We start from the raw sequence: 13161 nt of genomic DNA, 5'->3' as shown, positions 1-13161 counted from the left end.
GTTATAAAGCAATTAATTCAAGAAAGAGCTATTTTGCATCTTCCGCCATGAACCTATACACTTCAATCTCCCACTGCTTACGGCTCGCCTTGGCGACGGAATCAAGAATAAGACCGGCGGTAAAGGCAAGACACCCACAGAACACAAGCCCAACGGCCAGAATGGTAGAAGGAACACGAAGCACCACTCCAGTCGCAAGGAAAGCGGTGATGACAGGGATACCCACAATCAAACCAAGCGCAATCAAGATGAGTGAAATCCACGCAAAAAAAGCGAGGGGCTTGTATTCTTTAAAAAGGCTTGCAATGGCTTTAAGGACCTTCGCGCCGTCGCCAAACGTGGAAAGCTTCGACTCGCTGCCCTCGGGGCGATCTCGATACTCGATGGGCACATCAACAATGCGCCAACGTTTATCAACCGCATGGATGGAGAGTTCGGTTTCGATCTGGAAGCCCTCGGAAAGCACGGGCATGGTTTTCACGAAAACGCGATTGAACGCACGGTAACCCGTCATCACATCATCGAATGCAAAGCCATAAATGGCTTTGATGAGCCAACGAACCAGGTTATTGCCAAAGCCATGAAACGCTCGGTCGTTTTCTTCTCCATAGCTTCCGTTAGAAAGACGGTCGCCAACAGTCATGTCGGCCTCGCCCGCCTGAAGAGGGGCCAAAAGCTCACGCGCCGCCTCGGCGGGATACGTGTCATCACCGTCGACCATAATGTAATAATCGGCATCGACGTCGCGGAACATTGAGCGTACCACGTTGCCCTTGCCCTGGCGCGGCTCGTGACGCACTATCGCTCCGTGTTCTGCGGCGATTTTGGCGGTCTCGTCTTTCGAATTATTGTCATATACGTAAATTACCGCTTCGGGTAATTCGCGCTTAAAGTCATCTACCACCTTGGCAATGGTTACGGCTTCGTTGTAGCACGGTATAAGCACCGCAATGCTATTGCCCATTCGAGCCTCCATTTAAATCTGTCATTTACTCAACCAACTTTGAATTGTTGAGATTATAGCTTCTTACAAGTAAAGCCATTTATGCTATTGACCCATGCAAATAATCGGCAAATTCTCACGACCATATGCGCCTTTGAAAGCCCGAATACGGGAACATGGAATCATGACGACAGAAATGTCCAAATCCACACAACGCATTACCGATATGAGCGTTCAGACTATGCGATATCATGAAGGCGCACATGAACACTCCGCGCAAAGCGCGATATTAATGATAGGAGGGCTTCATGCCCGCAATGCTCGCAGCGCGCCTTTACCGTGTTTTGCCCCTTCTCGCAATACTCGCGATAATCGGTATCGTCGTCTATATATTCATGTCGTGGCGATACACGCCGGCGCGCGCCAAAGAGGCGGTCATAAAAATCTTCATCGCCCTAAACGGCGGCCTGTCGATTCTCTTTGCGCTCGCAACGCTCTACGCATGGATTGAAAGCAATGCATTCGTGGCCGATTTCTTCATTACATGCTTGGCAACCACGCTCATCATGCTCGGCATTACGTTCATCTGCCGCAGAAATTTCCTCAAGCACAACCCCAACTACCGCTGGCGACTTACCGACCGCGCAAAGAAAGTGCCCAGGAAATAGAAAAACCTGTTAAACGCTACGAGCATATAACAGGTTTTGAGCAGATTCGTCAGGCTTCGATGAACCCGAGGTGAACGCACGCATTCCAAATGCCGTCATCGTCGACATCGGTCGTCACGTAATCGGCACGCTGCTTCAGCTCGTCGATGGCGTTCCCCATGGCGACGCTCGTCCATTCGGGTAAAAACATGCACACGTCATTGCTGCCGTCGCCAAATACCACGACGTCTTCGATCGACGCCCCTAAGTGTGCCATGCAGCGCTTGATTCCCTCGCCCTTATCAACGGGTTCAACGAACACGGCATATGGGCTGAAACGCGCCGTAGGCACTTTCGACAGAGAGTCGATGCGCCCCTCTTCTTCGGGCGAGCAAATCACATAGACCTTATAGAAGCACTCAATCGAACGATAATCGAGCTCCGGATCGACAACCGTCTCCATATACGAATCATGCACAAGCGCGTCATAGTTGGCATAGCGAGTCCAGCGGCGACGGGAATCGTCGAAAGAGACGGCCCATACAACGCCGAGCCGCTCGCATTCCTCGATAACGTCGATACATGCTTGCGTATCGAGCGGTTTGATTCCCAAAAACTCGCCATCGAGCGTAAGGCTATTGCCGCCGTCGGCCACCATATTCTGGAACCCGAGCTCATGCATGAAGCCCTCACCCATCGCATGCAGGCGTCCCGTGCATATCGCAAGGAAATGGCCTTCGGATTTCAAGATTTCGAGCGCACGCTTCGTCGATTCGGGGATATAACGCCCCATAATCGGCCCCGCAGCCAAGGTGCCATCAATATCGAAAAAGAAATAATGTTTGTGCATATGCCTTCATCCCTATCGGCCCGATTGCATGAAGCAAACGGACCATAACCGCGCTCAAAGCGAGCAAGCAGCATCCCGATCAGGCGCATCGACTCAAATGAGGGCTAAACACAGCCCGAACAGCAACAACAGAAAGACAAAGCGCCATTGAGAACACCGCGCGGCATCCATAAAAAAGGCCGACGGTATGTCGGCCTTAGTTCGTTCATGGAGCCAGTGACAGGAATCGAACCTGCAACCGACTGATTACAAATCAGTTGCGCTACCGTTGCGCCACACTGGCAAGTGAGCTTGGTTAGTGTACCACAACTACTTTACAAGCAGCTGAGCAATTTGCACAGCATTGGTCGCGGCACCCTTGCGAATCTGATCGCCGCAGCACCAGAACGTGATTCCGCGCGATTCATTGGGGTTCGAGATATCGCGACGCATGCGGCCAACCCAAATAAGGTCTTGGTCGCTCGTATCGATAGGCATCGGGAAACGGTCGTGCGCATCAGCGGCATCTCGATCGTCAACGAGCTTCACGCCAGGAGCCGAAGCGAGAACCTCGCGAGCCTGCTCAAGCGTGATGTCGCGTTCAAATTCAAGCGTGATGCTTTCGGAATGCGAACGAAGAACGGGCACGCGAACACAGGTGCAATTCACGCGGAGCTCGGGGAGATGCATGATTTTGCGGCCCTCGTTCTGAAGTTTCATCTCTTCCGAAGTGAAGCCCTCGTATTTAAAGCCACCAATCTGAGGAATAAGATTGTTCGCAAGCTGAGCGGCGAATGCGCTCGGCTCAGGCATGGGTTCGCCCTTGCCCATCGCCGCAATTTGCGCCTCGAGCTCGCGCATGCCCGGCACGCCTGCGCCGCTCGCGGCCTGATAGGTGCTCACAATCATGCGCTGCACGCCCGCGACCTGATGAAGCGGCCACGTAGGAACAAGGCCGATAATGGTGGCGCAATTCGGGTTTGCGATAATGCCCTTGTTCCATTTCACATCTTCGCCATTGATTTCAGGCACAACCAGCGGCACATCTTCATCCATGCGGAAGGCGTGCGAATTGTCGATGACCGTTGCGCCCGCTTCCACGGCATGCGGAAGCAATTCCTTGGCGATGTCATCGCCAGCGGCGCCCAAGACGATATCGCAACCCTTGAAGCACTGCGGGGTGGCTTCTTCAATGACGACTTTTTCACCCTTGAATTCGATCGTTTTGCCAGCGCTGCGCGCACTCGCGAAAAGCCTCAAGCCAGCGACAGGGAAATCGCGCTCCTGCAAGCACTCGAGCATCTGCTGGCCCACAGCGCCCGTAGCACCCAGGATTCCGACGTTGTAGCTACTCATTGGTCGCCTCCTCTTCGGCTTCCTCGACAGTAATGATGTTATCGTCGCTGTCGACAAACGCACCGTAAATAACGCGAATAGCACGCTCGAAATCGTCGGCATCGACGCCAACAACAATGTCAAGCTCTTCGGAGCCCTGCGCAATCATGCGAATGTTGATGCCCGCATGGCCCAATTCGCCGAACAGGCGACCCGAAGTGCCCGGGCGGCTCGGCATGTTGCGGCCGACCGTGGAAATAAGTGCAAGTCTATCGACGATTTTGATCTCGTCGGGCTCGAGCTCGCTTTTAATATCGGCAACAATGGAATACAGACAATCTTTCACATCGCTGCCCTGCACCACCACGGCAAACGAGTCGATGCCCGTGGGAATGTGCTCGATGCTCACGCGATAGCGCTCGAAAATCGACAAGGTTTTGCGAATATATCCAACCTTGCTCGACATATGGTTCGTCTTCACGTGAATAGCGACGAAATCTTTCTTGCCTGCGATACCCGTAATGAGCGGCTCGGCCACGCCAGGCTCGGTTTCCTCGGAAATCACGGTGCCAGGGTCGTCGGGCGCATTCGTATTCTTAATCACAAGCGGAATGCCGGCATCTTTCACCGGGAAAATCGCCTCTTCATGCAGCACGCTCGCGCCCATGTAAGAAAGCTCGCGAAGCTCGGCGTAGGTAATGCGCGAAATCGACTTCGGATTATCGACGATGCGTGGGTCGGCTGTAAGGAAGCCGGAAACGTCGGTCCAGTTCTCATACAAGTCGGCGCCCAGACACTGAGCCACAATCGCGCCCGTGATGTCTCCGCCGCCGCGGTCAAGCAGCTTGATTTTGCCATCTTCCGTCGCGCCATAGAAGCCAGGAAGCACGAAGCACCTTTCCTCGCCGATCGCAGCCTTGAGCTTTTCGGAAGTCTTATCCATGTCGATAGAGCTATCGGGGCGGAACGTAATAACGTCGGCAGCATCGACGAACGGGAAACCTAGATATTCAGCCATCATGCGACCCGTGAAGTATTCGCCGCGGCTCACGATATACTCAGGCGTGTATTCTCCACGCTTCGCGAGCTCGCGGAAGATGCCGAATTCATGGGAAATGGGGTAGCTCAGATTCAACTCTTTGGCAATTTCGCAGAAGCGCTGGCCGATAGTGCCCAGAAGGTCATCGCATGTCACGTGGTATTGCAAGTGGGCGTTCACCAAATACAGCAAGTCGGTAATTTTGCTGTCGAACTTATCACGCTTGCCGGCGGCGCTCACGACGACAAAACGGCGAGAGGGGTCGGCCTGGACGATTGCCTTGACTTTTTTGAATTGGCCGGCAGAACTCACACTCGAGCCGCCGAACTTCGTAATCTTGATCATAGAACTACCTTCAATGCGCAGTACACGTAAAATCGATGATGCCACTTTAGCACGCAAAAGCGCAAGCCCTTTCGGCAGACGGCCAGAAGTCACCATATGTGGTACCTATTTGAGAGCCTAAGCCTAAATACGAAAACGCGCCGAGGAGACATACCCCTTGGCGCGTTTGAGTGTTATGCAAGTTGAATGCGCACTCCCTGGGTGTCGCACTCAAGCACATGCACCTGGAAATCGGGATGCATACTCTGCAGGCGCGCTCGCAGGCTTTCAGCGACCAGGCCATCATCGGTTACCGCCATAAGGGTGGAACCCGAACCAGAAATCCACAGCGTAGCCGCACCACCATTCAGGCAAACGTCCCGCACCTCATCGTAATCGGGAATAAGTTCACGGCGATAGGGTTCTTGGATTTTGTCGTCGCAGGCGGCAGCGATAAGACGAACGTCGCCCGACTCCAAACCGCGCGTAAGGCCAGAGATGCGTCCCATTTGCCACACAGCGGTAGACAGGGGCACTTCCTGAGGCACAATCTTGCGCGCCTCCTCGGTTTTAACCTCGTAAGGCGGAATAACCGTGACGAAGCGCAGGTTCGGATTCACGTTATAGCGAATGCAATTCGGCAATTCGCCCTGCGGCGTAAACGAACACACGAGCGATCCCATAATGGCGGGAGCGACGTTATCGGGGTGGCCTTCCATTTCGGTCGCAATGCTCACCGCCTCGGCGCGGCCCACAATGCGACCCGTGAGCGCGGCGGCACCCATGATGCCCGCAACCGTGCACGTCGACGAGGAACCCAAACCACGTGAAACGGGAATCGCCACATCGATATGCAGCTTAATAGGAAACGGCTCCTCACCCCAGTGCGCAAGCGCAAGCTCAAAGCTTCGGTACACGAGATTGTTTTCATTGCGATACTTCTCGGGGCAACCCGAAATCTGCAGCTCGTCAGCACGCTCGAACGTGAATTCCGAATACAGGGAAACCGCCATACCCAGACAGTCGTAGCCAATGCCAAGATTCGCCGACGTAGCCGGCACCGTAATTTTTACGCTCACAGCAACTCACCGCATTTCGTTTCAACATAAGAAGACATGTCGCCAACCGCGATCACGTCACCGAAACGCTCATCGGTGTTTTCGAGGGCGGCCAAAGCGGCAGGAGCTTTCGTTTCACTCGCGCCTTCGAGTTCGCGCATGCAAGCGAAATCGTCCTGCGGCGCAGCCAGACCCAGCGCCTCGCACACGTCATGGCAGAACTTATACGGGCTCGCGGTAGAAAGCACCACGCGGGGAACGCCTTCGGTATGAGGGTGCATCTTTGAAACATGCCACGCGCACGCCGTATGGGGATCGAGCACATAGCCCGTTGCATCGTGGCATTCCTTCATAGCAGCCTCGGCTTGCTCGTCGCTCGCCCAACCGCAGGCGAACGTTTCCTGAATGCGCGCAAGCACCTCGTCAGGCACCTGATAACGACCCGTTTTCGCAAGGTCGTCCATAAGGCCAGCAACAAGCCCAGCAGCGCCATCGCTCGCGTAGTACAGAAGGCGCTCAAGGTTCGACGAAATCAAGATATCCATCGAAGGAGAAATGGTTTTGAAGAACTCGCGATTGCGGTCGTACACGCCCTCGGTAAGGAAATCGGACAGCACGTTATTGCAATTGCTCGCGACAATAAGCTTGCCAACGGGAAGGCCCATGCGCTTCGCAAAATACCCAGCAAGCACATCGCCGAAGTTTCCGGTGGGAACGCAGAATTCAACGGCATCGCCACATGCGATTTCGCCTGCGCGAACGAGTTGGGCATAGGCATCGAAGTAATACACGACCTGCGGAGCCAAACGGCCGATATTAATGGAGTTCGCGCTTGAAAGCACCGTATTCTGCGCCGCAAGACGCTCGCGCAGCGCCTCGTCTCCAAAAATACGCTTTACGGCGCTTTGGGTATCGTCGAAATTGCCCTCGACGGCAGCGACGGCAACGTTGTCGCCGGCCTGGGTGACCATTTGCAATCGCTGGATTTCGCTTGTGCCGTTATGCGGGTAGAACACGGTAATGCCCAGCCCGGGCGTATTCGCGAAACCAGCCAAAGCAGCCTTACCGGTATCGCCGCTCGTTGCGGCAAGAATCATGATTTTTTCGCCCGCGCCTTGCGCAGCTCGGCTCATGAGCTGAGGAAGCATCTGCAGCGCAACATCTTTGAAGGCGCTTGTTGGGCCGCGGAAGAGTTCGAGCACGAACGCATCGCCGACCTTTACCACGGGAGCAACGTCATCGGTTTCAAAGGTGCCTTTGTATGCAGCCTCAACACACGACTCAATTTCTTCAGCGGAATAGTCATCGAGCAGCGTACCCAAGATATACGCGGCATTTTCGCGATACGTGTTCGTCGCAACGCGTTCGAGATCGATTTTCGTTTCGCCCAGCGCATCGGTAACGTAGAGGCCGCCATCGGAAGCAAGGCCATTGAGCACCGCGCGTTTCGCGGACACGCATGCATCGGCGTTTCGAGTGCTGTGGTACATCGAAGTCATATGCCGCCCTTTCGTTTGGTTGAATTCGCTCTAGCATACCAAGCGCGGGCAATGCAATATTACAGCTTTGTTAAATACACCGCTCACCAGCGGTAAACGGCCGATATGGCAGCCGAAAGCCACAAGCGATAGATCACTCGGCATCCGAAGCGAGCTCGGGGCCCACAACTCCTTCATGCGAGACGAAATCGGGAATGAAACTTTCTTCGGCAGCTCCCCCCTCTTGCCAGAAATAATCATCGCAGCCGATATCATCGGCATAATCGAGAAGCTCCTCGAACGCTTCAGGATCAACTCTCTGCTCAAGTTCGGGATGCAACGGAAACGTTCCCATAGGCGTGTATTGGCTCATGAGAGAAAGCTTAAGCTGGCCGAGCGTTTCTTGCACGGCATAGGTTTCATGCACATATCGCACGATTCGCTTTGTTTCCTCCAAGTGCGTCGGAAGCAGCAGCACGCGAACGATAACGTGCGCGCCCTGTTTCACCATCGCATCGAGCGAAGCCATAGCGAATTCGGGGTACGTTGGCGCTTTCGAATAGCTGCGCGCCGTCTGGGCATCGATATAGCGAAAATCGACCAGATAGGTATCGACGAGCCCTTTGAGCAAAGCGATAGTTTCTGGCGTTTCGTAGCCTGAAGTGTTGTACACAAACGGAATAGTGAGCCCCGCTTCACGCGCGAGCTTTGCCGCTTCAATAATTTGGGGCACATAGTGCGTTGGCGTTACAAGGTTCACATTGAGAGCGCCTTGGTCCTGCAATTCCAAAAAAATGCAAGCAAGACGACGCACGCTCACATCGACGCCGCAGCTGCCGTTCGCGATGGGTTCGTTTTGACAATACACGCAATGCAGCGGGCAATTCGAGAAGAAAACGGCCCCGCTGCCCACATTGCCCGAAATCGGCGGCTCCTCCCAGAAATGAAGGGCGGCCCGGGCGATACGCAGCTCGTCAGCCGCGCCACACACGCCCCGCGCACCCGCTACGCGATTCGCGCCACACGCACGAGGACAGAGCGAGCAATGTTCAAGCAAGGAAATCGTGGCATCAGAAAAAGAGGCCGTCGAGAGAGCGGCCTCTTCCATACATGACGTGTTATCGCGCACACCCATCGATCGCCTACGCGCCGCCTTTGATTTTACGTGCGATGCGATCGGCCACCGAAAGGTCCTCTCGGCGGTCTTGTCCCCAAAATACGATTGCAATCATACCGGGACCCACATGGGTTCCAATAACAGGGCCGACATGCAAATCAAGGAACATGGCGTCTTCTTGTTCCTTCGCGATAAGCTCATGCATACGCTCAAGGTCTTTAGGACAATCGGCATTTCCCGTCACAATGGCGCCCGAAGGGCCGTCCTGAGAAACTTTATCGAGATAGAACTGGGCGAGCTGGCGAATGCCCTTTTTGCGGCCGCGGGCCACACCCTTCAAGGTGAGCTTGCCTTCCAAATCGATAGTGAGCATAGGCTTCACATCGAGTTTCGCACCCGCCGCAGCAACGCCATCGGGAATGCGGCCGCCACGACGCAACGACTCAAGGTCGTCGACCATAAACATCATGTTGAGGAAATAGCGCGCCTCTTCAGCCCACTCGACGAGTTCTTCAGCTGTAAGGCCCGCATCGCGCTGGCGCAGGGCTTCATATACCAAAGCCCCTTCCGCAACAGAAGCAAGCTTGGTATCGACGATATGCAGCTGCATGTCGGGGTACTTTTCCTGAAGCTGATCGCGCACGAGCAACGACACATTGTAGCTGCCCGAAAGCGCTGAAGAGAAACTCAAATACACCGTAGGAATGCCCGATTGCGCAGCGCGCTCGAACACCTCGGTGTAAGCGGGAATGGAAATTTGAGACGTCGTAGGGAAATTGCCCTTGCGCATGCGGTCGTAGAATTCCTTGGCGGGCATGCTCGCGCCGAAATCGTCGAGATGCTGCTCGGTGTCGAAGAGGAACGGGAATTCAACGAGATACACGCCCTCGCGCTGCACCATCTCCAGCGGCAAATCGCAACACGAGTCGATAATAAGATTGCATTTCGCGGTCATTCGTGGCCTTTCTGAAAGCGATTCCGCGCTCCTTACGCGCAATACTTTGACAGACGAACTATATCAGGTCACGGCAGCATTCGCGTCGCTTTGTCAAAAAGGAATCAAATTGTCACTTATGCCGAGCGCACCGAAACATCCCCACAACGCAAAAGGCGGCATCGAACCATAAGGCCCGATGCCGCCTTGTTATTCCGCGCTCGAGTTGAAACAAGAATTCTTACCAGCCGATTTTTTGGCCACGAAGCGCCGCCACGAGCGCCGCACGGCGATGCCACATGCCCTCTTCCAGACCCACGGGATACGTATGGGGATTCAGCAAGCGTTTCTGAGATTCGTCAAGCTTTCCAAGAGCTTCTTTCGCACGCGCCTGCGCGGCCATAGCGCAACGGTCTTCGGCGGCAAGCACCGATTTGCCATCACGCGAAAGCGGGCGAAGCAGCGTCTCGCTCGCAAGGCCCGCAAGCGATTTCTGGCGAAGCAAGTCGGACGGATCGATGATCTTGTCTTCGGCATTTACCGGTTCATTCACGTCGAAAACCATATCGCCCGCGATGCGCCCGTCTTCGAAGAAGAAGCGGCGCACATCGAGAACACCTGGAAGCGTGAGCTTGCTCGACATCTCAGATACCTTGAGGCGAGCCTTCCATTTCGAGTCGCCCTGCGATTTCGTAGCCGACAGCTTATACACGCCGCCAAGCGCCGGCTGGTCATACGCGGTTGCGAGCTTCGTGCCAACGCCCCAGCTCATAACGTTCGCGCCCTGCTCGCGAATAGATTCAATCGTGTACTCATCCAAATCGTTCGAGAGCACGATGCCGCAATCGGTCAGGCCCGCTGCATCGAGGCGCTCGCGCGCGTAACGCGAAAGCCACGCAAGGTCGCCCGAATCGATGCGAATGCCGGCAAGCTTTTCTCCGCGCTCGCGCATTTCGAGGCCCACGGTAATGGCATTTTCAATGCCTTTTTTCACGTTGTACGTATCGACGAGCAGAACGCAGTTCGTGGGGAAGCATTTCGCATACGCGCGGAAAGCTTCAAGTTCGCTATCAAACGACATGACCCAAGAATGGGAATGCGTGCCTGAAACAGGAATATCATAGAGCTTGCCCGCAAGCACGTTGGAAGTCGAGGCGCATCCGCCGACAACCGCAGCGCGACTCGCCCACAGCGAACCGCCTGCGCCTTGCGCGCGGCGCAGGCCGAATTCCGCAACAGGCGTTTTCGCAGCAAGGCACACACGAGCCGCTTTTGTCGCGATGAGCGTTTGGAAATTCACGCAATTCAAAAGCGCGGTCTCAAGCAACTGGCATTCAAGAATGGGGCCCATGACGCGAACAATGGGTTCCATCGGGAAAATAACCTCGCCCTCGCGCACGGCGTCGATGTCCACCGAAAGCTTCAGGGCCTGAAGGTATTCAAGGAACTCCGCCTTGAAGAGCTTTCCGCCGCCGGGGGCATTGAGCCCCGCCAGGTATTCGATATCGGATTCGGTGAATTCGAACCCATCGATCATTTCCGCGAGCTGCGACATGCCGCATGCAATGGCGAAGCCGCCCTTGAAAGGAGCATCGCGAAAGAAAACCGTGAAGCACGCCTGCTCGCCGAGCTTGCCATTTTCCCAATACCCTTGCGCCATGGTGAGCTGGTACAAGTCGGTAAGCAGCCCATACGCCAAGCGCGGCGTCCCGTTTTCGACGGTTGGCTCGTCGAGGGTTTTCATCTTGATGCTCCTTTCAAAAAATGGGACAGGAGCTCATTCCTGTCCCATTTTGGGCTATTGCTCGCGGTTCTGGCTCTCGCCACCCTGCGCTTTATGCGTGCGACGGCGGGGACGCCTATGCGTCGAGGTTTCGCTTGCCTGGGCCCGCTGCGAGCCTTGAGCCTTCGTCTGAGACAGGCCCGAGGAACGCTGCCCGGGGCGACGTTGCTGTTTGGGCTTATCTTGCTTTTGTGCCGCATCGCGGTTTTTCTGCTGCTGCGGCTTATCGGGGGAACGCTTAGGCTGTGCATTCTGAGAAGCCTGGCCATCGCGGCGTTTCGAACCCTGGGCGGTTTGCGAGCTGCGGCGTTTCACGCGGCCCTGGCTCTGCTTTTGCTGGTCTTCGCCGCCTGCGGCTTCACCGCGAGAACGCTGCTTGCGCTGCGAATCGCGCTTCTCTTCAACCGTAGCTTGCGAGGAAGCGCCGCGCGAACGACGGCGACGGCGCGAAGAGCGGCCCTGCTCCTCATCCGCTTCGGCCTTACGGGACTTACGAGAGCTCTCGTTATGATGCGCCACGGGCGCTTCGGCGAGCTTATCGGTGCCTGTGAAAATCGAGCGATCGACGATTTCCGCAACCTGCATATTCGGATTCGCGGCATTGATGGCAGCTTCGAGCACATCGGCGGAAACGGAATTCGGCTTACCCGACTTTTTGTCGACGCCCATCTCGGCAACAGGAACACGCACGCGCTTGTCTTCGACCTGCAGCGTGACAGTTTCGCGGGGTACGTTGATTTCAACGACCTTCGCTTCGCCACCCGGCACTTTCACCATGGACCCCTGCTTGGGGCAATGGCACTTGAATTCCTTATAGGTATCGGATTCATAGCGAAGGCAGCACATAAGACGACCGCACAAGCCCGAGATTTTTTGCGGGTTCAACGACAAATCCTGATCTTTCGCCATTCGAATTGACACTGGATTGAACTGGCCACCCAAGCGAGCGCAGCACAGCTCCTGGCCGCAGTGCCCGAAGCCGCCGACGATGCGCGCTTCGTCGCGCACGCCAATTTGACGCATGTCGATTCGAACGTGGAATTTCGCGGCGAGCGCGCGCACGAGTTCGCGGAAATCGATACGCTCGTCTGCCTCGAAGTAGAAAATCGCTTTGTCGCCATCAAAAAGGAACTCAACAGTCACGGGATGCATGTCGAGCTTGTATTGCTCGACCATTTCCTTGAAAACAGGAAGCGCCTCTTCGGCCTGAGCCTGAAGATTCGCCCACTTCGCGGAATCTTCGGACGTGGCTTTGCGCATCACGGGCTTCAAGGGGCTTTTTAGTTTCGCGATGGCGTCTTCGGAAACCTCTTTCAGACTTTCATCGGCCACGCCGTATTCCAGGCCGCGCTCGGTTTTCACGATAAGCGCATCGCCCGCGGAGAACTCGATTCCATTGGGATCGAACCACAACACCCGAGGGTTATAGGTAAGCCTGACGGCAGCGACGTTAGGCATAGAGAACCTCTCTTATCTCGAAAAGCATCGATTCGATGCTCACTTGCGGAGAAACATTATACGAAATGGCGTCTTCGCAGGCGCCCACGCACTCCTGTGCGCGCGTAACGCGCTCGAGCGTGGTGCGGGCAGCGGCGTCGTGAATAGACGCAGCCACATCGACGTTGACGACGAGAGAATCGTCGCCTGCACAGCATACTCCCACGTCGCGAAGCC

Annotated in this window: 11 protein-coding genes, 1 tRNA gene and 1 pseudogene; 1 reads left to right on the top strand and 12 read right to left on the bottom strand. The window is 55.4% G+C overall.

What is annotated here, in order from left to right; genetic code table 11:
- Positions 1-28: 28 nt before the first annotated feature.
- On the bottom strand, positions 29-964 hold the full coding sequence (locus tag ACWI8T_RS05205; protein ID WP_418861038.1) for a glycosyltransferase family 2 protein: 936 nt from the start codon (positions 962-964) through the stop codon (positions 29-31).
- A gap of 287 nt (positions 965-1251) precedes the next feature.
- On the opposite strand from ACWI8T_RS05205, the gene ACWI8T_RS05200 reads away from it, so the two are divergent.
- Positions 1252-1611 (top strand): hypothetical protein, encoded by a 360-nt coding sequence (locus ACWI8T_RS05200; protein ID WP_281669102.1) that lies wholly within the window; start codon positions 1252-1254, stop codon positions 1609-1611.
- A gap of 49 nt (positions 1612-1660) precedes the next feature.
- Here ACWI8T_RS05200 and ACWI8T_RS05195 read toward each other — a convergent pair whose 3' ends face one another.
- The 11 genes and pseudogenes from ACWI8T_RS05195 to ACWI8T_RS05145 all read right to left on the bottom strand — a co-directional run.
- Positions 1661-2440 carry an HAD hydrolase family protein gene (locus ACWI8T_RS05195; RefSeq protein WP_449138197.1) on the bottom strand — a complete coding sequence of 260 codons (780 nt, stop codon included), beginning with the start codon at positions 2438-2440 and terminating at the stop codon, positions 1661-1663.
- A 208-nt stretch (positions 2441-2648) separates the two neighbouring features.
- Positions 2649-2723: transfer RNA gene (locus tag ACWI8T_RS05190), tRNA-Thr, on the bottom strand.
- Positions 2724-2749: 26 nt separating this feature from the next.
- Positions 2750-3775 (bottom strand): aspartate-semialdehyde dehydrogenase, encoded by a 1026-nt coding sequence (locus ACWI8T_RS05185; RefSeq protein ID WP_449138196.1) that lies wholly within the window; start codon positions 3773-3775, stop codon positions 2750-2752.
- On the bottom strand, positions 3768-5138 hold the full coding sequence (locus ACWI8T_RS05180) for an aspartate kinase (RefSeq protein WP_449138195.1): 1371 nt from the start codon (positions 5136-5138) through the stop codon (positions 3768-3770). The genes ACWI8T_RS05185 and ACWI8T_RS05180 overlap by 8 nt, the downstream gene beginning before the upstream one ends.
- 173 nt (positions 5139-5311) lie before the next feature.
- Positions 5312-6196, bottom strand: a complete 885-nt coding sequence (thrB, locus tag ACWI8T_RS05175) for a homoserine kinase (RefSeq protein ID WP_449138194.1) — start codon at positions 6194-6196, stop codon at positions 5312-5314.
- Positions 6193-7674 (bottom strand): threonine synthase, encoded by a 1482-nt coding sequence (thrC, locus tag ACWI8T_RS05170; RefSeq protein WP_449138193.1) that lies wholly within the window; start codon positions 7672-7674, stop codon positions 6193-6195. The genes thrB and thrC overlap by 4 nt, the downstream gene beginning before the upstream one ends.
- Before the next feature lie 133 nt (positions 7675-7807).
- Complete coding sequence (locus tag ACWI8T_RS05165) at positions 7808-8761, bottom strand: radical SAM protein (RefSeq protein WP_449138192.1); 954 nt, start codon at positions 8759-8761, stop codon at positions 7808-7810.
- Between the two features lie 34 nt (positions 8762-8795).
- Positions 8796-9725, bottom strand: a complete 930-nt coding sequence (locus ACWI8T_RS05160; protein WP_418950352.1) for a DegV family protein — start codon at positions 9723-9725, stop codon at positions 8796-8798.
- A 220-nt stretch (positions 9726-9945) separates the two neighbouring features.
- On the bottom strand, positions 9946-11448 hold the full coding sequence (locus tag ACWI8T_RS05155) for a nicotinate phosphoribosyltransferase (RefSeq protein ID WP_302886407.1): 1503 nt from the start codon (positions 11446-11448) through the stop codon (positions 9946-9948).
- Positions 11449-11502: 54 nt separating this feature from the next.
- Positions 11503-12945, bottom strand: a complete 1443-nt coding sequence (gene ricT, locus ACWI8T_RS05150; RefSeq protein WP_449138191.1) for a regulatory iron-sulfur-containing complex subunit RicT — start codon at positions 12943-12945, stop codon at positions 11503-11505.
- Positions 12938-13161, bottom strand: a pseudogene (locus tag ACWI8T_RS05145) (DNA polymerase III subunit delta); the annotation flags it as partial. The pseudogene ACWI8T_RS05145 and the gene ricT, both read right to left, overlap by 8 nt.

The sequence above is a fragment of the Slackia sp. genome (assembly GCF_977041755.1).
This window is presented reverse-complemented; position numbering and strand designations above follow the sequence as displayed.